This is a genomic window from Streptomyces sp. NPDC021093, assembly GCF_044333135.1.
In the GTDB taxonomy this organism is placed as follows: domain Bacteria; phylum Actinomycetota; class Actinomycetes; order Streptomycetales; family Streptomycetaceae; genus Streptomyces.
Genome location: NZ_JBIRQJ010000002.1, coordinates 544,670 through 568,446 on the forward strand (window position 1 = coordinate 544,670; position 23,777 = coordinate 568,446).

25 protein-coding genes are annotated in these 23,777 nt (G+C 71.7%); 16 read left to right on the forward strand and 9 right to left on the reverse strand.

Going from position 1 to position 23,777, the window contains the following annotated elements:
- Positions 1–44: 44 nt before the first annotated feature.
- Genes ACH4SP_RS07360 through ACH4SP_RS07370 form a run of 3 tightly spaced genes read right to left on the reverse strand, consistent with a single transcriptional unit; the run spans position 45 to position 2,304 of the window.
- Positions 45–359: a hypothetical protein gene (locus ACH4SP_RS07360; RefSeq protein ID WP_398410814.1), complete on the reverse strand. Its 315-nt coding sequence runs from the start codon at positions 357–359 to the stop codon at positions 45–47.
- A gap of 17 nt (positions 360–376) precedes the next feature.
- Complete coding sequence (locus tag ACH4SP_RS07365; protein ID WP_398410817.1) at positions 377–1,015, reverse strand: response regulator; 639 nt, start codon at positions 1,013–1,015, stop codon at positions 377–379.
- Positions 1,012–2,304 carry a sensor histidine kinase gene (locus tag ACH4SP_RS07370; protein ID WP_398410823.1) on the reverse strand — a complete coding sequence of 431 codons (1,293 nt, stop codon included), beginning with the start codon at positions 2,302–2,304 and terminating at the stop codon, positions 1,012–1,014. The genes ACH4SP_RS07365 and ACH4SP_RS07370 overlap by 4 nt, the downstream gene beginning before the upstream one ends.
- Before the next feature lie 112 nt (positions 2,305–2,416).
- Here ACH4SP_RS07370 and ACH4SP_RS07375 point away from each other — a divergent pair, with 112 nt between their 5' ends.
- Both ACH4SP_RS07375 and ACH4SP_RS07380 read left to right on the forward strand, forming a co-directional pair.
- Positions 2,417–3,496 carry an ABC transporter permease gene (locus tag ACH4SP_RS07375; protein WP_398410825.1) on the forward strand — a complete coding sequence of 360 codons (1,080 nt, stop codon included), beginning with the start codon at positions 2,417–2,419 and terminating at the stop codon, positions 3,494–3,496.
- Positions 3,493–4,182: an ABC transporter ATP-binding protein gene (locus tag ACH4SP_RS07380; protein ID WP_398410831.1), complete on the forward strand. Its 690-nt coding sequence runs from the start codon at positions 3,493–3,495 to the stop codon at positions 4,180–4,182. Before ACH4SP_RS07375 ends, ACH4SP_RS07380 begins: the two co-directional genes overlap by 4 nt.
- Before the next feature lie 125 nt (positions 4,183–4,307).
- Here the strand turns inward: ACH4SP_RS07380 and ACH4SP_RS07385 are convergent, their stop codons facing one another.
- On the reverse strand, positions 4,308–5,111 hold the full coding sequence (locus ACH4SP_RS07385; RefSeq protein WP_398410836.1) for an IclR family transcriptional regulator: 804 nt from the start codon (positions 5,109–5,111) through the stop codon (positions 4,308–4,310).
- 260 nt (positions 5,112–5,371) lie between these two features.
- Between ACH4SP_RS07385 and allB the strand changes: the two genes are divergently transcribed.
- The 3 genes from allB (at position 5,372) to ACH4SP_RS07400 (ending at position 8,689) form a co-directional block, all read left to right on the forward strand.
- The gene (gene allB / locus ACH4SP_RS07390; RefSeq protein WP_398410839.1) at positions 5,372–6,748 is read left to right on the forward strand and encodes an allantoinase AllB; all 1,377 of its coding nucleotides are present in this window, start codon (positions 5,372–5,374) and stop codon (positions 6,746–6,748) included.
- A gap of 5 nt (positions 6,749–6,753) precedes the next feature.
- Complete coding sequence (gene alc, locus ACH4SP_RS07395) at positions 6,754–7,917, forward strand: allantoicase (RefSeq protein WP_398410844.1); 1,164 nt, start codon at positions 6,754–6,756, stop codon at positions 7,915–7,917.
- Between the two features lie 265 nt (positions 7,918–8,182).
- The gene (locus ACH4SP_RS07400; RefSeq protein WP_398410847.1) at positions 8,183–8,689 is read left to right on the forward strand and encodes a MarR family winged helix-turn-helix transcriptional regulator; all 507 of its coding nucleotides are present in this window, start codon (positions 8,183–8,185) and stop codon (positions 8,687–8,689) included.
- Between the two features lie 127 nt (positions 8,690–8,816).
- On the opposite strand, the gene ACH4SP_RS07405 is transcribed toward ACH4SP_RS07400, so the two are convergent.
- Complete coding sequence (locus ACH4SP_RS07405) at positions 8,817–9,560, reverse strand: 3-oxoacyl-ACP reductase family protein (RefSeq protein ID WP_398410850.1); 744 nt, start codon at positions 9,558–9,560, stop codon at positions 8,817–8,819.
- Positions 9,561–9,737: 177 nt separating this feature from the next.
- On the opposite strand from ACH4SP_RS07405, the gene ACH4SP_RS07410 reads away from it, so the two are divergent.
- Entirely contained in the window at positions 9,738–10,142 is a 405-nt protein-coding gene (locus tag ACH4SP_RS07410; protein ID WP_398410854.1) for a DUF1992 domain-containing protein, read from the forward strand.
- Between the two features lie 96 nt (positions 10,143–10,238).
- On the forward strand, positions 10,239–11,165 hold the full coding sequence (locus tag ACH4SP_RS07415) for a DMT family transporter (RefSeq protein WP_398410858.1): 927 nt from the start codon (positions 10,239–10,241) through the stop codon (positions 11,163–11,165).
- Between the two features lie 92 nt (positions 11,166–11,257).
- Here ACH4SP_RS07415 and ACH4SP_RS07420 read toward each other — a convergent pair whose 3' ends face one another.
- Positions 11,258–11,479 carry a hypothetical protein gene (locus tag ACH4SP_RS07420; RefSeq protein WP_398410860.1) on the reverse strand — a complete coding sequence of 74 codons (222 nt, stop codon included), beginning with the start codon at positions 11,477–11,479 and terminating at the stop codon, positions 11,258–11,260.
- Positions 11,480–11,638: 159 nt separating this feature from the next.
- Between ACH4SP_RS07420 and ACH4SP_RS07425 the strand changes: the two genes are divergently transcribed.
- The 3 genes from ACH4SP_RS07425 (at position 11,639) to ACH4SP_RS07435 (ending at position 14,831) form a co-directional block, all read left to right on the forward strand.
- The gene (locus tag ACH4SP_RS07425; RefSeq protein WP_398410863.1) at positions 11,639–12,892 is read left to right on the forward strand and encodes a sensor histidine kinase; all 1,254 of its coding nucleotides are present in this window, start codon (positions 11,639–11,641) and stop codon (positions 12,890–12,892) included.
- Entirely contained in the window at positions 12,889–13,569 is a 681-nt protein-coding gene (locus ACH4SP_RS07430) for a response regulator (RefSeq protein ID WP_398410866.1), read from the forward strand. Before ACH4SP_RS07425 ends, ACH4SP_RS07430 begins: the two co-directional genes overlap by 4 nt.
- 74 nt (positions 13,570–13,643) lie before the next feature.
- Positions 13,644–14,831, forward strand: a complete 1,188-nt coding sequence (locus tag ACH4SP_RS07435; protein ID WP_398410871.1) for a cytochrome P450 — start codon at positions 13,644–13,646, stop codon at positions 14,829–14,831.
- Here ACH4SP_RS07435 and ACH4SP_RS07440 read toward each other — a convergent pair.
- Both ACH4SP_RS07440 and ACH4SP_RS07445 read right to left on the reverse strand, forming a co-directional pair.
- The gene (locus ACH4SP_RS07440) at positions 14,797–15,711 is read right to left on the reverse strand and encodes an alpha/beta fold hydrolase (protein ID WP_398410874.1); all 915 of its coding nucleotides are present in this window, start codon (positions 15,709–15,711) and stop codon (positions 14,797–14,799) included. The genes ACH4SP_RS07435 and ACH4SP_RS07440 overlap by 35 nt on opposite strands.
- A gap of 89 nt (positions 15,712–15,800) precedes the next feature.
- Complete coding sequence (locus ACH4SP_RS07445) at positions 15,801–16,709, reverse strand: helix-turn-helix domain-containing protein (protein ID WP_398410877.1); 909 nt, start codon at positions 16,707–16,709, stop codon at positions 15,801–15,803.
- Between the two features lie 134 nt (positions 16,710–16,843).
- Here ACH4SP_RS07445 and ACH4SP_RS07450 point away from each other — a divergent pair, with 134 nt between their 5' ends.
- Positions 16,844–17,503, forward strand: a complete 660-nt coding sequence (locus tag ACH4SP_RS07450; protein WP_398410881.1) for an NAD(P)-dependent oxidoreductase — start codon at positions 16,844–16,846, stop codon at positions 17,501–17,503.
- A gap of 62 nt (positions 17,504–17,565) precedes the next feature.
- Here ACH4SP_RS07450 and ACH4SP_RS07455 read toward each other — a convergent pair whose 3' ends face one another.
- A complete protein-coding gene (locus ACH4SP_RS07455; RefSeq protein ID WP_398410884.1) occupies positions 17,566–18,567 on the reverse strand; it encodes a Gfo/Idh/MocA family oxidoreductase in 1,002 nt (333 codons plus the stop codon).
- Between the two features lie 239 nt (positions 18,568–18,806).
- Between ACH4SP_RS07455 and ACH4SP_RS07460 the strand changes: the two genes are divergently transcribed.
- From ACH4SP_RS07460 to ACH4SP_RS07480, 5 genes are all read left to right on the forward strand, one after another.
- Positions 18,807–19,526 (forward strand): GntR family transcriptional regulator, encoded by a 720-nt coding sequence (locus ACH4SP_RS07460; RefSeq protein ID WP_398411823.1) that lies wholly within the window; start codon positions 18,807–18,809, stop codon positions 19,524–19,526.
- A 143-nt stretch (positions 19,527–19,669) separates the two neighbouring features.
- Positions 19,670–20,674 carry a sugar ABC transporter substrate-binding protein gene (locus ACH4SP_RS07465; protein WP_398410887.1) on the forward strand — a complete coding sequence of 335 codons (1,005 nt, stop codon included), beginning with the start codon at positions 19,670–19,672 and terminating at the stop codon, positions 20,672–20,674.
- A 110-nt stretch (positions 20,675–20,784) separates the two neighbouring features.
- Positions 20,785–21,798 carry a sugar ABC transporter substrate-binding protein gene (locus tag ACH4SP_RS07470; RefSeq protein ID WP_398410892.1) on the forward strand — a complete coding sequence of 338 codons (1,014 nt, stop codon included), beginning with the start codon at positions 20,785–20,787 and terminating at the stop codon, positions 21,796–21,798.
- The gene (locus tag ACH4SP_RS07475; protein ID WP_398410897.1) at positions 21,795–22,853 is read left to right on the forward strand and encodes an ABC transporter permease; all 1,059 of its coding nucleotides are present in this window, start codon (positions 21,795–21,797) and stop codon (positions 22,851–22,853) included. Before ACH4SP_RS07470 ends, ACH4SP_RS07475 begins: the two co-directional genes overlap by 4 nt.
- Entirely contained in the window at positions 22,850–23,716 is an 867-nt protein-coding gene (locus ACH4SP_RS07480; protein ID WP_398410902.1) for an ATP-binding cassette domain-containing protein, read from the forward strand. The genes ACH4SP_RS07475 and ACH4SP_RS07480 overlap by 4 nt, the downstream gene beginning before the upstream one ends.
- The last annotated feature ends 61 nt before the right edge of the window (positions 23,717–23,777 follow it).

A 23,777-nucleotide genomic window follows, 5' to 3' on the forward strand; every position in this document is an offset into this window, starting at 1 on the left:
CCGCCCCACCCAGGAGGCCCCCGCCCCACCAGGGAGCTGTGCGGCTATGCCGCCCGCTGCCAGTCCAGCGCCGCGATCTGGTCGACCTCGCCCGCCGCGAGCAGTGCGAACAGCCGCAGGACCTCCGCCTCGGCGACCTGGTCCAGGGAGCCCGGCGCGGCCTCCTCGTCCTCGACGTTCTCCCAGAGCAGCAGGCCGCCCGCGTACGCGCTCAGCGACCAGCCGCTCGCATGGGTCAGCGAGACGTCCGGGTTCTCGGTGTCGGTGCTCGCGAGAGCCTCCTGGACGAGCTTGCGGACGGTGTCCGCGTCCGGCTCGTCGACCGCGGTGCCCTGGACGTCGTACATGAAGTAGGTCATGGGGATTCTTCGGTTCCTTACCTTCTGATCAGCCTGCGGGCCGTAGCCGCCGCGACGGCGGACGTACGGGAGTCCACGCCCAGTTTCGCGTAGATGTGCACCAGGTGTGACTTCACGGTGGCCTGGCTGAGGAAGAGCGCCTTGCTGATCTGCTGGTTGGAGAGGCCCTCGCCGACCAGCTGGAGGACCTCCAGCTCCCGTTTGGTGAGGGCCTCGGCGGGGGTGCGCATCCGGTCCATCAGCCGGTGCGCGACGGCGGGCGCGAGCGCCGACTGGCCCGCGGCAGCGGTACGCACCGCCGCGGCCAGCTCCTCCGGCGGGGCGTCCTTGAGGAGGTAACCGGCGGCCCCCGACTCGACGGCCGCGAGGATGTCCGCGTCCGTGTCGTACGTGGTGAGGACCAGCACCCGGGGTCCGCCGGGCCGGCCGGCGATGGCGGCCGTCGCCTCCGAACCGTGCATCCGGCCAGGACCGAACTGGAGGTCCATCAGCACCACGTCGATCCCGCCGCCCGCCGCCAGCTCCACTGCGCGCTCCGCCGTCGACGCCTCCTGCACGACGGCGAAGTCCGGCTCCCCGTCGAGCACGGCGCGCAGGCCCGCCCGTACGACGGGGTGGTCGTCGGCGAGCAGCAGACGGATGGGGGACGCGCTCATGAGGACACTCCAGCGGGCAACGGCAACGGAAGGGTGATCGCGACGGCAGTGCCCTGGCCCGGTGCCGACTCGACGCTCAGGGTGCCCCCGAGGGAGCGGGCCCGCGAGCGCATGGCGGGCAGTCCGAAGCCGCCGTCGGCGGTCTTGGTGCGGCGTGCCGAACGGGGGTCGAAGCCGATGCCGTCGTCGACGATGTCGAGCGAGACGGACGTCTCCATGAAGCTCAGCGTGATCTCCGCCCGGTCCGCCTTCGCGTGCCGCACCGTGTTGGCGAGCGCGGACTGCGCGATGCGCAGCAGGGCGACCTCGTACGGAGTGGGCAGCTCCACCGGCGTCCCGCTGATCCCGAACTGCACGGCGGGCCCGCCCGGCGCCGGCGCGCACAACCGCTCCAGGGCGCCGGCCAGCGAGCCGTGCTCCAGGTCCGGCGGGCTCAGCGCCCGGACGAACCTGCGGGCCTCGGCGAGATTGTCCTGGGCGGCCTCGCGGGCCTGCCGGATGTGGCCGAGGGCCGGGTCTTCGCCCGGCAGGGCACGCTCGGCGGCCCGCAGCAGGAGCTGGATGCTGGACAGACCCTGGGCGAGGGTGTCGTGGATCTCGCGGGCGAGCCGCTCGCGCTCGGCGAGAGTGCCGGCCGCCCGCTCGGCCTCGGCGAGCTCGGCGCGGGTGGACAGCAGCTCGTCGATCAGCTCGCGGCGCCGTTCGCTCTCCCGGTACAGGGCCTGATAGCCCAGTACGGTCGCCACGGCGACGGCGCCGCCGAGCAGCGGCCCTATGAACGTCCCGGCGGTGACCGGTTGCCCGTGCAGGACGAAGCTGGTGATCGCGGCGGCCGCGGTGACGGCCACCGCCGAGAGCCCCCACCGCATCGGCAGCAGGTGCAGCTGGAGGAAGTAGAGCGGGAAGGCCGCCCACAGCCCGTCGGGGGACAGGGCGAGCAGCGCCAGCCAGGACAGGCCGAGGACGGCCAGCCACACCGCGGCGGCGCGCTGCGAGTGCCGCACCGACGGGCTCAGCGCGCCGGCCGCGTACACCCCGGCCATCACCAGGGCCGCCGCGACGACCGCGTACGCGTGCGCGCCGCCGGAGCCGCCAGGGGCGCCCGCGACGGCCTTGACCGCGGCGAGCGCGAGCAGCCCGGCGAGCAGCGCGTGCAGACAGAGGCGGAGCGCGCGCAGCACCGGGGTGAAGGTGAGGGCGGCGGGCGACGGGGCGGGGACGGCGGAGTGCGCGGCGGTGACAGCGGGCGACGGCACGGGGCCGGCGGGGGAGTGAGCGGGGGATTCCATGGTTCTTTCCAGCCTAAAGGGGACGCCCCGCGGACCGGTCAATCAAAAGGTTGATATCGAAGCGATCCGCCGCCCGATGTTTTTGCCCGCCCGCGCGACCAGAGTGGGGATCATGTTCGTCGCATGGAGAGATCTCCGATTCGCCAGGGGCCGGTTCGCCCTCATGGGCTCGGTCGTGGTCCTGATCACCCTGCTCGTCGGCCTGCTGTCCGGGCTGACCGCGGGGCTGGCCAGGGACAACACCGTGGCCATCACCTCGTTGCCCGCCGACCGGCTGGCCTTCGCCGCACCCCCGGACGGCCAGCAGGTGTCGTTCACCAACTCCTCGGTGGGGGAGAGCGCGTGGCGGGACTGGGCGAAGCAGCCGGGCGTCGAGAGCGCCCAGCCGATCGGCATCCGTACGGTCAACGGGTGGGCCGGTGACCGCACGGTCGCCGTCGCGGCCTTCGGCGTCGAGCCCACGGCCAGGATCGCCCCGGCCTCCGACCGGCTCGGCCCCGGCCAGGTGGTCCTCTCCGCCAAGGCCGCCGAGGAACTGAACCTCAAGGCGGGCGACAAGGTCCGGCTCGGCGCGGTCGAGGAGACCGTCGCCGCGGTCGAGGGAGGGGCGATGTACAGCCACACGCCGGTCGTGTGGACCTCGCTCGACGACTGGCAGAAGCTCGGCCACAGCGGTACGTCGATGGAGGAGCAGGCCACCGTGATCGCCCTGACCGGCGGCGACGCGGACTACGCGGCGGGCGACAAGGCGGCCGGGACCCGGTCGGTCCCGCTCTCCGACTCCCTCGCGGCGCTCTCCTCGTACCAGGCGGAGAACGGCTCGCTCCAGCTCATGCGCGGCTTCCTCTTCGCGATCTCGGCGCTGGTCGTCGGCGCGTTCTTCACGGTCTGGACGATCCAGCGCAGCGGCGACATCGCGGTCCTGAAGGCCCTCGGCGCCTCCACCCCGTACCTCCTGAAGGACGCCCTCGGCCAGGCGGTCGTGATGCTCGGCATCGGCACCCTGATCGGCACCGGGCTCGCCACTGCCCTCGGTGCGCTGATCGGCGGCGCCGTCCCCTTCGTCCTGGAGGCCGCGACGCTCCTGGTCCCCGCCTTCGTCATGATCGCGCTCGGCATCGTCGGCGCCGCCCTGTCCATCCGGCGGATCACCGCCGTCGACCCCCTCACCGCGCTCGGGAGTGCCCGATGACCCTCGTACTGGAAGACGTCACCCTCACCTACCCGGACGGCGAAGGGGCGCGGCTGACCGCCCTGGACACGGTCTCGCTGGAGGTCCCGGCGGGAAGCCTGGTGGCCGTCGTCGGCCCGTCCGGATCCGGCAAGTCCAGCCTCCTCGCCGTCGCGGCCACGCTCGTCACCCCCGACGCGGGACGGGTGGTCGTCGACGGTACGGAGACGGATGCGCTGAGCCGTGCGCAGAAGGCGGAGCTGCGCCGGGACCGGATCGGCATCGTCTTCCAGCAGCCCAATCTGCTGCCGTCGCTCACCTCGGTGGAACAACTCCAGGTGATGGCCCACCTGTCGGGCCGCAAGCCCCGCCAATTCCGGGAACGGGCAAGGGAGTTGCTGGATGCGGTGGGTCTGTCCGACAAGGCGGACCGCCGCCCGCACCAGCTCTCGGGCGGCCAGCGCCAGCGCATCAACATCGCACGCGCCCTGATGAACGAGCCGGCGGTCATGCTCGTCGACGAGCCGACGAGCGCGCTCGACCACGAGAGGGGAGCGGCGGTGCTCGACCTGCTGGCGGGGTTGGCGCGCGACCGGGGCGTCGCCACGGTCCTGGTCACGCACGACCACACCCACCTGGACGTGGCCGACCGCACGGTGACGATGAGGGACGGCCGGTTGGCGGAGGGTGTGCTTTCGGGGCGCTAGATACCGCCGCTTCCTTGGGCAGCGGGGCCGCCCCCCCCGGGGGCGGGACGGGTGGGCAAGGGGGCGGCCCCCACTGCGGCACGCCCCTCCCTCGACCGCACACCCCTGCGACGCCCCCCCCGCAACTACCCCTGTACTCCCGAGCTCGCCAGCGCAGCGGAAAGCTCCTGTGCCACCTCCTGCAGGATCGGCACGATCCGTTCGGTTGCGGCCTCCGTCACCCGTCCCGCAGGTCCCGAGATCGAAACCGCCGCCGCGGTGGGCGAGTTGGGGACGGACACCGCAAGGCACCGCACCCCGATCTCCTGCTCGTTGTCGTCGACCGCGTAGCCCGCCCGCCGCACCTGCTCCAGTGCTTCCAGGAAGCCGTCCGGCGTGGTGATGGTCTTCTCGGTGGCGGCCGGCATGCCGGTGCGGGCGAGCAGGGCCCGTACCTCGTCCGCCGGGGTGTGCGCGAGGAGCGCCTTGCCGACGCCGGTGGAGTGCGGCAGCACCCGCCGCCCGACCTCGGTGAACATCCGCATCGAGTGCTTGGACGGCACCTGCGCCACGTACACGATCTCGTCGCCGTCGAGCAGCGCCATGTTGGCGGTCTCGCCGGTCTCCTCGACCAGCCGCGCGAGATAGGGCCGGGCCCAGGTCCCGAGCAGCCGGGAGGCGCTCTCGCCGAGCCGGATCAGCCGGGGGCCCAGCGAGTACCGCCGGTTGGGCTGCTGACGCACGTAACCGCACGCCACCAGCGTCCGCATCAGACGGTGGATGGTCGGCAGCGGCAGCCCGCTGCTGGCGGAGAGCTCGCTCAGCCCGACCTCACCGCCCGCGTCGGCCATTCGCTCAAGGAGGTCGAAGGCGCGCTCCAGGGACTGCACGCCGCCACTGGCGGCGGCAGGCTTGGAAGCGTCGGTGGTGCTGGCGCTGGACGTCGGCACGGAGCGGTCCTTTCGGGGCTGGCAGGCAAGGCAGCAGACTACCTGTGGTGGTCCGGGACGCCCCTCATGGCAGGAGCTACGTTCTACCAAGCGGAATTCTAATTCCATTCTGTGGAAACATCCAAGGGTGGTGTCGGTGATCACATCCGCCCCGCTGCACCCGGCCGACCCCTTGACGGCTCGGAGGTCCGGATAAAGACTCCGCTGCAGAGCAAGGCTTCAACAGAACGTTGAAACGGATCGTTGAACAGGAGACGTGAGTGACTGAGCCGGCCGTGCGAGACGCCGACGTAGAACTGGTGCTGCGCTCCTCGCGCGTCGTCACCCCCGAGGGCACCCGCCCCGCCACGGTCACCGTCGCCGACGGGAAGATCCTCGCGGTGCTGCCGTACGAGACGTACGGGGCACAGGGTGAGGAGCTGCCCGACGGGGCCCGCTTCGAGGACCTCGGCGAGCACGCCCTGCTCCCCGGCCTGGTCGACACCCACGTCCATGTGAACGACCCCGGCCGCACCGAGTGGGAGGGCTTCTGGACCGCCACCCGCGCCGCCGCGGCCGGCGGCATCACCACCCTGCTCGACATGCCGCTCAACTCGCTGCCGCCGACCACCACGGTCGAGGGCCTGCGGATCAAGCAGGACGTCGCCCGCCCCAAGGCGCACATCGACACCGGCTTCTGGGGCGGCGCCATCCCGTCCAACGTCGCGGATCTGGGGCCGCTCTTCGAGGCGGGCGTCTTCGGCTTCAAGTGCTTCCTCTCGCCGTCCGGCGTCGACGAGTTCCCGGAGCTGGACCAGGAGCAGCTCACCCGGTCCATGGCGGAGATCGCGGGCCTCGGCGGCCTGCTGATCGTGCACGCCGAGGACCCGCACCACCTGGCCGACGCCCCGCAGAAGTCCGGCGCGAAGTACGCCGACTTCCTCGCCTCCCGGCCGCGCGACGCCGAGAACACCGCCATCGAGGGCCTCATCGCGCTCGCCAAGCGCCTCGACGCCCGGGTCCACGTACTGCACCTGTCGTCCTCCGACGCGCTGCCGCTGATCGCCGCCGCCAAGCGCGAGGGCGTCCGGGTCTCGGTCGAGTCGTGCCCGCACTTCCTCACCCTCACCGCCGAGGAAGTCCCGGACGGGGCAACGGAGTTCAAGTGCTGCCCGCCGATCCGCGAGGCGGCCAACCAGGACGCGCTGTGGGACGGCCTGGCCGACGGCACGATCGACTGCATCGTGTCCGACCACTCGCCGTGCACCACCGACCTCAAGACCCCGGACTTCGCGTCCGCCTGGGGCGGCATCTCCTCCCTCCAGCTCGGCCTGCCCGCCATCTGGACCGAGGCCCGCAGGCGGGGCCGCTCGCTGGACGAGGTCGTCGGCTGGATGTCGGCGGCCCCCGCGAAGCTCGCGGGCCTGACGCAGAAGGGCGCCATCGAGGCCGGCCGCGACGCCGACTTCGCGGTCCTCGCCCCCGAGGAGACCTTCACGGTCGACCCCGTCGAGCTGCACCACCGCAACCAGGTCACGGCGTACGCGGGCAAGACCCTGCACGGCGTCGTCAAGCAGACCTGGCTGCGCGGCGTCCGCATCGCCCACGAGGGCACCCTCGCCGAGCCCACCGGCCGTCTGCTCGAAAGGAACAAGTGACCCTCATGACCGACTCCTCGGCAGACCCCACGGCGGGCGCCCCGGTGGGCACCTCGACGGGGATCCCCTCCTTCACCGGCGACGCCAGCCCCTTCGGCGGCGGCGACCCGTACGCCGACTACCGCACCGCCGTCTTCCCCTTCACCCACCACGTCGACCTGGCCGACCGCCGCCTCGGCGCGGGCGTGATCGCCGCGAACGACGAGTTCTTCGCCGAGCGCGAGAACCTGCTCGTCCCCGAGCCCGCCCACTTCGACCCGGAGCGCTTCGGGCACAAGGGCAAGATCATGGACGGCTGGGAGACCCGCCGCAGGCGCGGAGTCTCCGCCGAGCAGCCGCACCCCACCGACGACGACCACGACTGGGCGCTGGTACGCCTCGGCGCCCCCGGCGTCGTACGCGGCATCGTCGTCGACACGGCCCACTTCCGCGGCAACTACCCGCAGGCGGTCTCCGTCGAAGGCACCTCCGTGCCCGGCTCCCCGTCCCCCGAGGACCTCCTCTCGGCCGACGTCAAGTGGACAACTCTCGTCCCCCGTACAGCAGTCGGCGGCCACGCGGCCAACGGCTTCGCCGTCGCCGCCGAGCAGCGCTTCACGCACCTGCGGGTCAACCAGCACCCCGACGGCGGCATCGCCCGCCTGCGCGTGTACGGCGAGGTCGTCCCCGACCCGGCCTGGCTGACCACCCTCGGCACCTTCGACCTGGTCGCCCTGGAGAACGGCGGACGCGTCGACGACGCCTCCGACCGCTTCTACTCCCCGGCCACCCACACCATCCAGCCGGGCCGCTCCCGCAAGATGGACGACGGCTGGGAGACCCGCCGCCGCCGTGACAAGGGCAACGACTGGATCAGCTACCACCTGGTCGAGCAGGCCGAGATCCGCGCCGTCGAGATCGACACCGCGTATCTCAAGGGCAACTCGGCGGGCTGGGCGGCCCTTTCGGTCCGCGACGGCGACACGGGGGAGTGGACGGAGATCCTGCCCCGCACCCGTCTCCAGCCCGACACCAACCACCGCTTCGTCCTGGCCTCCGCCCCGGCGGCGAGCCGGGTGCGGGTCGACATCTTCCCCGACGGCGGCATCTCCCGGCTGCGCCTCTTCGGCTCGCTGACCGAGGCGGGCGCCACCTCGCTGGCCGCCCGCCACCACGAACTGGGCGGCTGAGCCGATCAGTTGACGGTACGTCGGTGGGGCCCGCGGCATCGAGCGCCGCGGGCCCCACCGACGTACCCCCGGACTCGGCCCGTGCCGGGGCCCGGACCGTAGGGGTTCCTGTGCCCCTCGGGCCCGCCCCGGCGCTCCGGCCTGCGCCGATACGGGCCGACAGGTACCAGGGGGCGCCCCGACCGGTTGCAGTATCGTCATGGCGTGGTCGGCTGGCAGCGGTCGACCGCGAGAGAGCCGCAAAGGATGTACGGGGAGGGCAAGCGTGGACCTCCAGGGCTCATGCCTTCGCAGCGAGAGCGCACCGGGCACCGCGGCAGTGGCTGCCGCCGGGGTCGCCTGCGAGGTGATCGCACTGCTGGAAGTGCTGTGGGAACGCGGCAGGGACGCCGTGTCGCCCGCACCGGTGTCCTCCTCCCAACTGCGGGTCATGCACATCCTGGAGCGCGCCGACGGCATCAATCTGCGCACGCTCGGCGGCGATCTGGGCGCCGCGCCGCCGTCGGTCAGCAGGCTCTGCGACCGGCTGGAGGCGATCGGGTACGTGAAGCGCACGGCCAGCCGCGTCAGCAGGCGCGAGGTCGAACTGCGGCTGACCGCGCCCGGCCGCAGCTACCTGCGGGACCTGCGCGCCCGCCGCGAGGAGGCGCTGGTGGCCGCCGTCGCGGCGATGCCGCCGACCGCGCGGGAGGCACTGGTGCACGGACTCGGGGAATTCCGTACGGCGGTGGAGTCGGGGCTCGCGGCCGGCAGCCCTCAGCCGGAGGGTTGAGGGCCACGGGCCACGGGCCACGGGCTACGAGCCACGGACTGCGGGCCACGGGCCACGGGCTGGGGGCTGAGGGCCGGGCGTCCCCGGCCCCCGCTCCCTGTGCCGCGTGTCCCTGTGCCGCGCGTCCTTATGCCGCGTGCCCGCCGTCCATGACCAGCTCGGCGCCCGTCACGTACGCCCCCTCGTCGCCCGCCAAGTACGCCACCAGCGAGGCCACTTCCTCCGGGCGTCCGAAGCGGCCGAGTGCCGTGCCCGCCCGCTGCGGCTCCGCGAACGGACCGTCCGCGGGGTTCATGTCCGTGTCGACAGCGCCCGGGTGGATCAGGTTGACCGTGATGCCCCGGTCGCCGACCTCCCGTGCGAGGGCCTTGGTCAGCCCGGTCAGGGCCGACTTGCTCATCGCGTAGAGGCTGCCGCCTGGCCCTCCGGCGTACCGGGTCAGGGCCGATCCCGTCGAGATGATCCGGCCGCCGTCCTCCAGGACGGACGCCGCCGCCTGGGAGGCCAGGAACACCGCCCGCACATTGACCGCCAGCACCCGGTCCAGGTCCGCGAGCGTCAGCCCCTCGATCGGGCCGAGGACGCCGATTCCCGCGTTGTTGACGAGCACGTCCAGTCGGCCGAAGGCATCGGCGACGGTCGCCACTGCGCCGGTGACCGACTCCGCGTCGGCCGCGTCCATCCGGATCGCCAGCCCCCGGCGGCCCAGGGCCTCGATCTTCCGTACGACGTCCTGCGCCGCCGCTTCGCCCGCCACGTAGGTGACCGCCACATCGGCCCCGTCCTGCGCCAGCCGCAGGGCGACGGCCGCGCCGATGCCGCGGCTGCCGCCGGTGACGAGTGCGGTCCTGTTGGTCGTCGTCGTAGACATCCCGTATTCCTCTTCACTGTGTGTCGCAACTGTGTGTCGCAGGCCCGGAGTGGCGCTTGCTGATTCAAGGAAACGGCCGTGGCGCGCTCCGTGCTGGCGCCATTCGGACACCGACTCCCGCACTGTCAGAGGCCCCGGGTAGGGTTTTTCAAAGCCTTCTGACGGAAGGGGATGTGCATGACCGAGCGGAAGCCGCCCGGAGTCGACTTCGAGACCTGGGTGGACAAGCAGATCCGGGAAGCCACGGAGCGCGGCGCCTTCGACAACCTGGCCGGTGCCGGCAAGCCACTGCCCAGCGATGCCGCGCCGTACGACGAACTGTGGTGGATCAAGGACAAGATGCAGCGCGAGAAGGCGTCCTACCTGCCACCGGGGCTCGCCCTGCGCAAGGAGGCCGAGGAGGTCCGGGTCCGCGCCGTTCGTGCCCCTTCGGAACGGATCGCGCGGGAACTGCTCGCCGAGATCAACGAGAAGATCGCCGAGGCGCTGCGCAGGCCGCCACCGGGACCGCCGCTCCAGCTCCAGCCCTTCGACGTCGACGTGGTGCTGGCGGAGCGGAGGGAGCTGAAGAGCGACCGCTGAAACCCCTTCCCGGGAAGATCGACATCCCGGTACGGTGAGCGCCCGCGTGCGAGCCGCCGAAGTCTCCACACCGCACCGTCCGTTGGAGACCGCGCCGTGGCCGCCACCTCGCCCGCCGTACGCACCCCCGCGCCCAGGCGTGGGGCCGGGTTCGCCGATCTTCCCGTGCTGGGAGTGGCGGTGGTGTGGGGTGCCAGCTACCTCGCCGCCAAGGGCATCACCACCGCCCAGACCGTCGTCGCGGTGCTGGTGCTGCGGTTCGCGATCGTGCTGCCGGTGCTCGTCGTCGTCGGGTGGCGGAAGCTACGGGCGCTCAGCGCGGCGCAGTGGCGGGGTGCCGGACTGCTCGGCACCGTGCTCAGCGGGATCTTCCTGCTGGAGACGTACGGCGTCGTGCACACCTCGGCGACCAACGCGGGGCTCATCATCAGCCTCACGATGATCTTCACACCGCTCGCCGAGGCCGCCGTCACCAGGACCGCCCCGCCCCGTGCGTTCCTGGCCGCCGCCGGGCTCTCGGTGCTGGGCGTGCTGCTGCTGACCCAGGGCGGCGGCTTCACCGAACCCTCGGCCGGGGACCTGCTGATGCTGCTCGCCGCGCTGGCCCGTACCGCGCACGTGCTGTTCATGGCGCGGCTCAAGGCGGTCCAGGACGCCGACGCGCTGTCACTGACCACCGTCCAACTCGGCGCTGCTGTGGCCGTGTTCGCCGTCCTGTCCGCCGCGCCCGGGTCCGGTCCCTCGCCGTGGAGCGTGGCGGCCGGGTTCGGGGCGGGGGAGTGGGCGGGGCTGCTGTTCCTGTCCGTGTGCTGCACGCTGTTCGCGTTCGCCGTGCAGATGTGGGCGGTACGGCGCACCTCGCCGTCCCGGGTCAGCCTGCTGCTCGGTACGGAACCCCTGTGGGCGGCGGCCGCCGGCATCGCCATCGGCGGCGAACGGCTGAGCGCACTCGGGCTGTTGGGCGGCGCACTGGTCCTCGCCGGGACGGCCTGGGGACGCCGGGCGGCGGGCCGGACGGCGTGACGGCGTTGCAGCACGCCGGCACGCCGTCCGGGGAGGTGCGACGGTGCGCCGCACCGTCACGCCTCCTGGAGGGGTGGCTCTATGACGTTCCGTCAGTTCTGCTTCTCGCTGTGACCGCTCAGTCGCGCCGACGCCACCATCAGCGCGAGGCCCGCCACCGCCAGCACGATGTTCGCGTAGATCTCGTAACCCTCGAACCAGCCCAGCTTGTCCACGATCCCCCACAGTTTGAATCCCTCAAACCACTCGTGGATCAGCCCGGCCACGCCCGACAGCACCAACAGGAAACCGACGACTTCGAAGATCTTCTTCATGCCCACCACCCTGGCCCGCCGGGGGCCGGTCCCACCATCGTCCGCAGGGCGCTCGGACCGGGCCGCGGCCGCGTCGAAAGTAGCCCGCCGGGACGACTTTGGTCGCTGTCTGCGGCCGACGGCCGCTCGTACTGCCCCCACCTGCGTAGTTTTGTAGGCATGAGCGAACAGGAGTACCGATGGCTGCTGCCGTCGGCGATGGGCGGCGGCCCCGAGCTGCCCGGTGGCCGGGGCCGCGGCCCCGACCGCGCACCCGGCCCCGGTGGGAGCCCGCGGCCCCGCCGCACCCTGCGGGACTGGGTCGTCGACCTCCTGATGTTCCTCTTCGCCGCGGCCATCGGGCTCACGGCGGCCGAGTCCATGGCGGACCTCGGCGAATCCCGCGCCATTCTCGCCTTCGACCAGATCGTCGGGGCACTGGCCTGCTGCGCCCTCTGGCTGCGGAGGCGCTGGCCCGTCGGGGTGGCGGCCGTCCTCATCGCGCTGTCCGCCGTCGCACCGGCCTCGTCCGGCGCCATGATCGTCGCGCTGTTCGGCGTCACCGTGCACCGCCCGTTCAAGGTGGCGGGTTCACTGACCGCGGCCGCGCTCGCCACCGGTCTCTTGCAGGCCTGGCTGCGCCCCGACCCGACCATGTCCTTCCTGTCGGCCGCCCTCATCGGCCTGGTGATCACCCTGCTGATCGTCGGCTGGGGGATGTTCGTACGCGCCCGCCGCCAGCTCGTCGCGTCGCTGCGCGAGCGGACCGTGCGGGCCGAGGCCGAGGCCGTACTCCGCGCCGAGCAGGCCCAGCGGCTGGCCCGCGAGGCCATCGCCCGCGAGATGCACGACGTGCTCGCCCACCGTCTGACCCTCCTCAGCGTGCACGCCGGAGCCCTCGAATTCCGGCCCGACGCCCCGCCCGCCGAGGTCGCCCGCGCCGCCGGAGTCATCCGCGACAGCGCCCACGAGGCGCTCCAGGACCTCCGCGAGATCATCGGCGTGCTGCGCAGCCCCGGGTCGGGCGACGAGGACCGCCCGCAGCCGACCCTCGCCACCCTGGACGCCCTGGTCGCGGAATCGCGCCAGGCAGGCATGAAGGTCGCCCTGGACAACCGCATCGCCGATCCGGCCGCCGTACCCGCGGCCGTCGGCCGCACCGTCTACCGCATCGCCCAGGAGGGCCTCACCAACGCCCGTAAACACGCCCCCGGCACCGAGGCCGCCGTCACCGTGACCGGCCGCCCCGGCGACGGAATCACCGTCACCCTCCACAACCCGGCCCCCGAGGGCGACGTCCCCAAGGTGCCCGGCTCCGGCCAAGGCCTCATCGGCCTCACCGAGCGCGCCACCCTCGCCGGCGGCCGCCTCGACCACGGCCCCGAGCCCGACGGCGGGTTCCGGATCAGCGCTTGGCTACCGTGGGCGCCATGACGACCCACAGGATCAGGCTCCTCCTCGTCGACGACGACCCCCTCGTGCGCGCGGGGCTCACCTTCATGCTCGGCGGCGCCGAAGACATCGAGATCGTCGGCGAGGCCGCCGACGGGTCCCAAGTGCCGCAGGCAGTCGCCGAGTTGAAGCCGGACGTCGTACTGATGGACATCCGGATGCCGGTCGTCGACGGTCTCACCGCCACCGAACAGCTGAGAGCCGGGCCGGACGCCCCCGAGGTCGTGGTCCTCACCACCTTCCACGCCGACGAACAGGTGCTGCGCGCCCTGCGTGCCGGAGCCGCCGGGTTCGTACTGAAGGACACCCCGCCCGCCCAAATCGTCGCAGCGGTACGGCGGGTGGCCGCGGGCGACCCCGTGCTGTCCCCGGCGGTGACTCAGCAGCTCATCACGCACGTCGCGGGCGCGGGCGGCGCGGAGGAGCGCAAGGGCCGTGCCCAGCGGCGGCTCGGTCTGCTCGCCGACAGGGAGCGGGAGGTCGCCGTCGCGGTCGGCCGCGGCTGCTCCAACGCGGAGATCGCCACGGAGCTCTACATGAGCGTCCCCACGGTGAAGACCCACGTCTCCCGCATCCTGGCCAAACTCGACCTCAACAACCGGGTCCAGATCGCCCTCCTCGCCCACGACGCGGGGCTGCTCGACGCCGCCGGAGACTAGCCGCGCGGTCGACGTAGGGTGAAGTACAGGCCGGAACCGAGGGGCGGGACCCGGCTCGACGGGAGAGACGGACCATGACGATCATTGATCTGCGGGACCAGACCGAGGACTTCACGGCAAACCCGTATCCGTACTACGAAAAGCTGCGCGAGGCCGGACCCGTGCACCACGTCCGCACCGCCGACGTGGAGGAGATGTGGCTGATCGTCGGGTACGAAGAGGCCCGCAAGGCCCTCGCCGACCCCCGGCTCGCCAAGAACTGGCGCACCTCGGAGCTGTGGGACGAGGAGCTGGTCACCCCGATGAGCAGCAACATGCTGGAGACCGACCCACCGCAGCACACCCGGCTGCGCAAGCTCGTCGCCCGCGAGTTCACCCCGCGGCGCGTCGAGGCGATGCGCCCGCGCGTCCAGCAGATCACCGACGAGCTCCTCGACTCCATGACAGCGAAGGGGAGTTCGGCGGCCGACCTGGTCGACGCGCTCGCCTTCCCGCTGCCCATGACGGTCATCTGCGAACTCCTCGGCGTGCCCGACCTCGACCGGGACCGCTTCCGCGCCTGGTCCAGCGAGATCGTCGCGCCGACCGGCAACGAGGCGAGCATCGCGGCCGTGGGCGAAATGGCCGCCTACCTCGCGGAGTTGATCGCGGACAAGAGCTCGTCCCCCGGTGAGGACCTGCTCAGCGCGCTGATCAAGGCCAGCGACGAGGACGGCGACCGGCTCTCGCCCGACGAACTCGTCGGCATGGCCTTCCTGCTGCTCGTCGCGGGCCACGAGACGACCGTGAACCTGATCTCCAACGGCGTCCGTGCCCTGCTCTCCCACCCCGACCAACTCGCCGCCCTGCGCGCCGACTTCGACGGTCTGCTCGACGGCGCGGTGGAGGAGATGCTGCGCTACGACGGACCGGTGGAGAACTCGACCTTCCGGTTCGCCCGCGAGTCCGTCGAGATCGGCGGCCTGGTCATCCCGCAGAGCAAACCCGTGCTTGTCTCGCTCGCGGGCGGCGACCGCGACCCGGCCCGCTACCCGGACCCGGACCGCTTCGACATCCGCCGCGCCCCGCAGGGCCACCTCGCCTTCGGCCACGGCATCCACTTCTGTCTGGGCGCCCCGCTGGCCCGCATGGAGGGACGCATCGCCATCCGTACGCTGCTGGAACGCTGCCCCGACCTGGAGCTCACCCCGGACGGCGGCCCGCTGGACTGGCTGCCGGGCCTGCTCATCAGGGGCGTACGGAAGCTGCCCGTGCGCTGGTGAGCAGGAAGCGGGACACCGCCTCGCGGAATCCGGCCGGATCCTCCGCCCAGGGCAGGTGTCCCGCTTCGGGCAGTACGGTGCGGACGACGTCCGGGAGCGCGCGGGCCAGCGAGTCCACGGCGGTGCGCGGGCGGATGTCGAGTGCGCCGTCGACGATGAGTGTGGGGACGGTCAACTTCTCGCACTCGGCGCGGAGTTGAGCGAGGTCCTGATCGCGCAGCTCCGCGCCGAGCGCCCGATTGGACTCGAAGTTCACGCCCCGCCAGGGAGTTGCCATCCGCTCGGCCAGCGCGCGGGCCCGCTCCCGGTCCTGTCCGGCGAAGTCCGCCGACCACCGGAGCACGCACACCTCCCGCTCCTCGGCGTCCGTACGGGTCGACTGATCGGTCAACTCCCGCCAACGGGGGAGGCCTTCGCCGATCCCGGCGTACAGGTCGCGCCGGTAGTCCGGGTGCCAGGAGGCGTCCGGGTCGATCCCCGTGCCGGACACGTGGACGAGCGCCGCGACGCGGTCCGGATGCCGCAGTGCGTAGTGCAGCGCGAGCCGGGCGCCCCACGAGTGGCCGAGCAGCACCATCCGGTCGAGCCCGAAGTGCGCCCGTACGGCGTCCAGATCGGCGACGTGCCGCTCCACGGTGTACGGACCGCTTCGCTCCGAGCGGCCGCAGCCGCGCTGGTCCCAGCGGTGCACGGTGGACGCCCCGGCGTCGTGCAGCAGCGCGGCGACGTCCTCCAGGGTGTCCCAGATACCGGGCCCGCCGTGGCACAGCACCACCTCGGGTCCCGAGGAGGGGCCGCCGCCGACCGTCCGCGCGGTCCACAGCCGCACGCCGTCGTCGGTCGTCAGCGGGTCGGGCCGGTCGTTTCCGTATGTATGCATGGGGATCACGCTAGGGCCTTCTCGCATGCCACGGCTCAGGCGGTGCCGCCCCGTGCCACGGCTCAGGTGGTGCCGCCCCGTGCCACGGCTCAGGTGGTGCCGCCCCGTGCCGTCGTACGGAACGCCAACGGGCTTGCCCCCACGCGCTGTTGGAAGAACTTCCCGAAGTTGGCCGCATCGTGGAAGCCGAGCAGTCCCGCGACTCTCGCCGCGCTGTGGTCGCTGTGCGTGAGCAGCCGCTTGGCCTCCAGGACCACCCGCCGGTCGATGAACTCCTTCGCGCCGACCCCCGCCGCGGCGAGCGTCGCCCGCGACAGGGTGCGGGACGCGTAGCCGAGTTCACGGGCGTAGTCCTCGACCCTTCGGGTCCGCGCGAAGTCCCGTTCCACCGCCGCACGGAACAGCAGGAAGGCATCCGGGTTGTCACAGCCCGGCCCCTCCTCCCCGACGTGCGCGAGGCGCAGCACCAGGGCCGCGAGCAGATGCCGGAGCACCGGCAGATGGGTCTCCAGGGGGAGCGGCGAGCCGTCGCGCAGCGACCGGAACTCCTGGTCCAGATGGTCGAGGGCGCGTCGCGCCGCCTCCGCGTCGGCCCCGGCCGGGCGCCGTACCGTCGGCCCGAACGGATCGTCCAGCCGGGCGGCCGCACCGGTCGCCGGGTCCGGGAACCCCGCCTCGAACAGGACGAGCGTGCCCTCCGCGCCGGACAGGGCGTCCCAGCGGTGCACCTGCCCCGGCCGTACCCACAGCCACTCGCCCGGCAGCAGCCGGTACGACGCGAAGTCGACCATCACCGGGAGCACGCCGCCGTCCAGCCGCAGGAGGTGGTGGAAGTCGGGGCGGTGCGGCACGGAGATCGAACCCACGCAGGCATTGCGGCGCAGCGCGGCGAGCGTCAGGACCTCCACACCGGCCGGGACCGAGCTGGGCGCCTGGAACCGGACCTCGGGGATCGGCGGGCCCGTCGATTCACTCGTCTGTCGGATTTTCACCACCATGTGTCCGGAGCGTACCCGGCATTCTCCCGCCCCACCTCCTATGTTGAAGGGGCAACGGAACGACCTCGGCCGTCGGGCCCGGAAAATCACCACCCCCGGCACTGTGCACAGCCACCCTCGGAAGGACCCCTCCCATGGCCAAGATCTCCCTCTTCGGGGCCAACGGATCCATCGGCACCCGCATCCTGCGCGAAGCCCTCGACCGGGGACACCGGGTCACCGCCGTCGTCCGCGACCCGGCGAAGCTCACCGTCCCCGACCACCAGAACCTCACCGTGATCACCGGCGACGTCCTCGACCCGGCATCGGTGACCGAGGCGGCCAAGGGACAGGACGTCCTGGTCAGCGCGGTCGGCGGCGGTGGCGGCGACGGCCCCGGTCACCTCGCGACCATTGCCCCCTCGGCGAAGTCCCTGGTCGCAGGGGTACGTGCGCTGGGTGCTGGGGCACCCCTGCTGCTCACGGTCGGCGGCGCCGGTTCGCTGCGCACCCCGGACGGCAAGCAGGTGTGGGACACCGAGGGCCTCCCGGAGTTCCTGCTCCAGATCATGCACGCGCACGGCGACGCGCTCGACTTCTACCGCACGGTGGACGACGTCCGCTGGACCAACCTCAGCCCCGCCGGCACCATCGAGCCCGGCGAGCGCACCGGCGTCTACCGCACGGACGTCGACAACCTGGTCCTGGACGCCGAGGGCAACAGCCGGATCAGCACCGAGGACTACGCGGTCGCGCTGCTCGACGAGATCGAGCGCCCGCAGCACGTGGGGGAGCGCTTCACGGTCGGCTACTGAGGCCGGATCCGACGCGTGAACTCCCGCGACCAGCAGGGGAGTTCACGCGTCGGTCAGGGGGTTCACGCGTCGGGCACCTCCGCGAGCCGGACCGCCCGACCCTCCCGCCGGGACACCTCGCAGGCCTCCGCCACCCGCAGCGCCTGCAGTGCCTCCCGCCCGTCGCAGGGGTTGGCCCGCTCGCCCCGTACGACCCGGACGAACGCGTCCAGCTCCGCCTCGTACGCCGGGGCGAACCGCTCCAGGAACCCGGCCCACGGCTTGGCCGGGGCGGGCGGGCCCGACGCCTCGGTGGAAGTGATCGGGGTCCGGTCGTCCAGGCCGACCGCGAGCTGGTCGAGCTCCCCGGCCAGCTCCATCCGTACGTCGTAGCCCGCGCCGTTGCAGCGCGTCGCGGTCGACGTGACGAGGGTCCCGTCGTCCAGGGTCAGTACCGCGGCGGCAGTCGCCACGTCGCCCGCCTCCTCGAACATCGCGGGCCCCGCCGCCGAGCCCGCCGCGTACACCTCCACCACCTCGCGCCCGGTCACCCAGCGCAGGATGTCGAAGTCGTGGACCAGGCAGTCCCGGTAGAGCCCGCCCGAGAGCGGCAGATACGGGGCCGGGGGCGGTGCCGCGTCGGAGGAGACCGTACGCACCGTGTGCAGTCGGCCGAGATCGCCGGCCCGCACCCGCTCGCGCGCCGTCGCGTACCCGGCGTCGAAGCGCCGCATGAAGCCGAGCTGGAGCACCGTGCCCGCCGACTCCACCTCGCGCAGCGCCTCCAGAGTTCCCGGCAGGTCGGTGGCGATGGGCTTCTCGCAGAAGCAGGGGAGCCCGGCCCGGGCGGCCCGGCCGATCAGCTCCGCGTGCGCGGCCGTCGCCGACGTGATGACCAGCGCGTCGAGCCCCGATGCCAACAGGTCCTCCGCGGGGGTGAATTCGGCCCCCACGCGCTGTGCGACCTCCGCGGCGCGCTCCGCGTCCGCGTCGGCCAGTACGAGTGAGTCCACCTGGCGGTGCCGGGCGAGAACCCCGGCGTGGAAGGAGCCGATGCGGCCCGTGCCCATGAGTCCGATTCGCATGCCCCCCAGCCGACAGCAGGCCCGGAACACTGTCAAGAATTTTGTCCGGACAACAGGACGTACGGACAACAGGTCCTGCGGACAACGGGACGTACCGACAACAGGTTGTCCGGACAACGGGACGTACCGACAACAGGTCGTGCGGACAAGGCGACTTGCTGACGTCCTGCTGCCACGGGGCTACGCTCACTGCCGTGCCAAAACAAGCGACCGACCCCACCGTCGCCCTCCAGCTCGGCGTGGACCGCAGCAGTCCCGTCCCCCTCTACTTCCAGCTCTCCCAGCAACTCGAAGACGCGATAGGGAAGGGCCGGCTCTCACCCGGCAGCCTCCTCGGCAACGAGGTCGAACTGGCCGCCCGCCTCGGCCTGTCCCGCCCGACGGTCCGCCAGGCCATCCAGTCCCTCGTGGACAAGGGCCTGCTGGTGCGCCGCAGGGGCGTCGGCACCCAGGTCGTGCACAGCCAGGTCAGGCGCCCCCTCGAACTGAGCAGCCTGTACGACGACCTGGAGGCGGCCGGCCAGCGCCCCGCGACGAGGGTCCTGCACAACGTCGTCGAACCGGCGGGCCCCGCCGTGGCCGCCGCCCTGGGCGTCCCGGAGGGCACCGAGGTGCACCGCATCGACCGGCTGCGCTCCGCCCGCGGCGAGCCGATGGCGTACCTGCGCAACCACCTGCCCGCCGGACTGGTCACCCTCGACAGCGTCGAGCTCGAAGCCACCGGTCTCTATCGGGTGATGCGCGCCGCCGGGGTCACCCTGCACAGCGCCCGTCAGACCGTCGGCGCACGGGCGGCAGGGGCCGAGGAGGGCGCGCTCCTGCACGAGACCGCCGGGGCACCCCTGCTCACGATGGAACGGCGGACCTTCGACGGCACCGGCCGGGCGGTCGAGTTCGGCGCGCACCTCTACCGGGCCTCGCGGTACGCCTTCGACTTCCAGCTCCTTGTCCGCACATGATCCGAACATGAACTGCCTCCTTGTCAGGACATGAACCGCACCCCGTGAACAATGTCCGGACAAACCATTGACGGGGTCGTGCGCTCGCCGTTAGAACTCCTCCAGCCGCAACCGGGCGGCGGGGGAGACGAGGCGGACCCACGATGCGTACCACTCGTACGGCGACAGCCCTGGCCACCGCGGGCGTGCTGGCCGCACTCACCCTCACCGGGTGCAGCGGTTCCGGCGGCAAGGAGTCCGAGGACGGGCCGGAGCGGAGCAGTGGGGGCGGGAAGGCGGCCGACACCCCTCGTATCAAGATTGCGATGATCACCCACTCCGGCGAGGGCGACACCTTCTGGGACATCGTGCAGAGCGGCGCCAAGGCCGCCGCGGCCAAGGACAACGTCGAGTTCCTCTACTCCGCCCACAAGGAGGGCAAGGAGCAGGCGCAGCTCATAGAGGCGGCGATCGACCAGAAGGTGCAGGGCATCGTCGTCACCCTCGCCAAGCCCGAAGCGGTCGGCGCGGCGGTCAGGAAGGCCGTCGCCGCCGGCATCCCCGTCGTCACCATCAACTCGGGCGGTCAGCACTCCAGGGCCCTGGGAGCGCTCAGCCACATCGGCCAGGACGAGGCCGTCGCAGGCGAGGGCGTCGGCGAGGAGCTGACGAAACGCGGCAGGAAGAAGGCCCTGTGCGTCATCCACGAGCAGGGCAACGTCTCCCTCGAAGAGCGCTGCGCGGGCGTGAAGAAGGCGTTCAAGGGGAGCGTCGAGAACCTCAACGTCGAGGGGACGAACATGCCCGCCACCACCTCCTCCATCGAGGCGAAGCTCCAGACCGCCAAGGACATCGACGCCGTCGTCACCCTCGGCGCGCCCTTCGCGGACGCGACGGTGAAGGCGAAGGAGGGTTCGGGCAGCAAGGCGGAGGTCGACACGTTCGACCTGAACGCGGCCGTCGTGAAGAGCCTCAAGTCGCAGGCCGTCGGGTTCGCCGTGGACCAGCAGCCGTACCTCCAGGGCTACCTCGCCATCGACGAAATCTGGCTGAATCGCACCAATGGGAACGTCCTGGGCGGCGGCAAACCGGTCCTTACCGGACCCGCGATCGTCACCGCGAAAGACGTCCCGGAGCTGGAGAAGTACACCGCCCGTGGCACCCGATGACCAACCCGCTGACCACACGACGGACCCCCATGACCGATACTTGGGCGGCCGGGGTCTGGCTGAATACCCCCCGGCCGCACCCAGGAGTACAGCGAGAAGGGCACGACGTCGTGGCAAGGGTTCGGACAGGGGTACGCGCGCTGGGCGCCGTGCTGGCGGCGGTGCTCGGGGCTTCCCTCACCGGTTGCAGCAGCACCGGCGGCAAGCGGGCCGAGGAGCGTGCGGCTGCGGCCGCCGCCCAGGGCAAGGCCGCGGTGAACACCCCCAAGTGGACCTTCGCCATGGTCACCCACTCGGGTGCAGGTGACACTTTCTGGGACATCGTCCAGAACGGCGCCAAGCAGGCCGCCGTCAAGGACAACATCGACTTCCTCTACGCGAACAACGCGGAGGCCCAGCAGCAGGCCCAGCTGGTCGACACGTACATCGACAAGAAGGTCGACGGTCTGATCGTCACCCTCGCCAAGCCGGACGCCATGAAGGACGTCCTCGCCAAGGCGAAGAAGGCCGGCATCCCGGTGGTGACGATCAACTCGGGCACCGCCGAGTCCAAGGCCTTCGGGGCACTCACCCACATCGGCCAGGACGAGACCATCGCGGGCGAGGCGGTCGGCGAGGAGCTGACCAAGCGCTCCAAGAAGAAGGCCCTGTGCGTCCTGCACGAACGGGGCAACGTCGGCCACGAGCAGCGCTGCGAAGGCGTCAAGAAGTCCTTCAAGGGATCGGTCGAGAACCTCTACGTCGACGGCACCAACATGCCCGACGTCCAGGCGTCCATCGAGGCGAAGCTCCAGACGGCCAAGGACATCGACTCCGTCGTCACCCTCGGCGCGCCCTTCGCGGACGCCGCCGTACAGGCCAAGCAGCAGGCCGGCAGCCAGGCCGAGGTCGACACCTTCGACCTCAACGCCAAGGTCGCCGACTCGCTGGCGTCCGGAGCCCTCGGCTTCGCCGTCGACCAGCAGCCGTACCTCCAGGGGTACGAGGCCGTCGACCTGCTCTGGCTCTACCGCTACAACGCGGACATGCTCGGCGGCGGCAAGCCCGTCCTCACAGGCCCGCAGATCATCACCAAGGACAGCGCGGCCGAGCTGAAGGCGTACACGAAGCGGGGGACCCGATGACAGCGACCGCACAGGCGCCCGCTCCCAAGGCCCCCCAGGCCGACGAACGACTGGTCCGCACGTCCCCGCTGCGCAGGCTGATGGGCCGCCCCGAGCTGGGCTCGATCGTCGGCGCCGTCGCCGTGTTCCTGTTCTTCTCGATCGCCGCGGACAGCTTCCTGCGCGCCTCCAGCCTCGGCACCGTCCTCTACGCGGCGTCGACGATCGGCATCATGGCGGTGCCCGTCGCGCTCCTGATGATCGGCGGCGAGTTCGACCTGTCGGCCGGCGTCATGGTGACCAGCTCCGCGCTGATCTCCTCGATGTTCAGCTACCAGATGACCGCCAACGTCTGGGTCGGCGTCTTCGTCTCGCTCCTGGTGACGCTGCTCATCGGCGTCTTCAACGGCTTCATGCTGACCCGCACCAAACTCCCGAGCTTCATCATCACGCTCGGCACCTTCCTGATGCTGACCGGCCTGAACCTCGGCCTCACCAAGCTCATCAGCGGCACCGTCTCCACCAAGAGCATCGGCGACATGGAGGGCTTCGAGTCCGCCAAGGCGGTCTTCGCCTCCCAGATCACCATCGGGTCGGTGAACCTCAAGGTCACCATCCTGTGGTGGTTCGTCCTGATCGCGCTCGCCACCTGGATCCTGCTGCGCGCCCGCGCCGGAAACTGGATCTTCGCGGTCGGCGGCGAGAAGGACGCCGCCCGCGCCACCGGCGTACCGGTCAACAAGACCCGCATCGGCCTCTACATGGGCGTCGCCTTCGCCGCCTGGGTCTCAGGACAGCACCTGCTGTTCTCGTACGACGTGGTCCAGTCGGGCGAAGGCGTCGGCAACGAGCTGACGTACATCATCGCGGCCGTCATCGGCGGCTGCCTGATCACCGGCGGGTACGGCTCCGCGATCGGCTCCGCGGTCGGCGCGTTCATCTTCGGCATGACGAGCAAGGGCATCGTCTACGCCGAGTGGAACCCGGACTGGTTCAAGTTCTTCCTCGGAGCGATGCTCCTTCTGGCCACCCTGCTCAACGCATGGGTACGCAAGCGCGCGGAGGCACGGTCATGAGCACGGACGTGAGCACAGCCGCCGGACCGGGCACTCCGCTCGTCGAGCTCGACCACGTGTCGAAGTTCTACGGCAACATCAAGGCGCTGGAAGACGTCTCCCTCGAAGTCCACGCGGGCGAGATCAGCTGTGTGCTCGGCGACAACGGTGCGGGCAAGTCCACCCTCATCAAGATCATCGCCGGGCTGCACCAGCACGACGCGGGCACCTTCCGCATCGAGGGCGCCGAAACCACCCTGGTCAACCCGCGCGACGCCCTCGACCGGGGCATCGCCACCGTCTACCAGGACCTCGCCGTCGTCCCCCTGATGCCCGTCTGGCGCAACTTCTTCCTCGGCTCCGAGCCCACGAAGGGGCGTGGCCCCTTCCGCCGCCTGGACGTCGCGATGATGCGCGAGACGACCCGCTCCGAGCTGCTGCGCATGGGCATCGACCTGCGCGACGTCGACCAGCCCATCGGCACCCTGTCGGGCGGCGAGCGGCAGTGTGTCGCCATCGCCCGCGCCGTGTACTTCGGCGCGAAGGTCCTCGTCCTCGACGAGCCGACGGCCGCCCTCGGCGTCAAGCAGTCCGGGGTCGTCCTGAAGTACGTCGCCGCCGCGCGGGACGCGGGCCTCGGTGTCGTCCTCATCACACACAACCCGCACCACGCCTACCTCGTGGGGGACCGCTTCGTGCTCCTCAAGAGGGGGGCGATGTCCGGCAGCAGCACCAAGGACGAGACCACCCTCGACGAGCTCACCCGGCAGATGGCCGGCGGCAGCGAACTCGACGAACTCAGCCACGAACTGGAGCGCGCCCCGTCCCCCAGCCACCTCGGCGGGCACCCGGTGGACCCGGTGGACGACCGGCCCGCGCAGTAGCCGGGCCAGGGGCCACCAGGCCGTCCGATCGGCGGAACCATTGGCGGAAGCATTCGTTCCG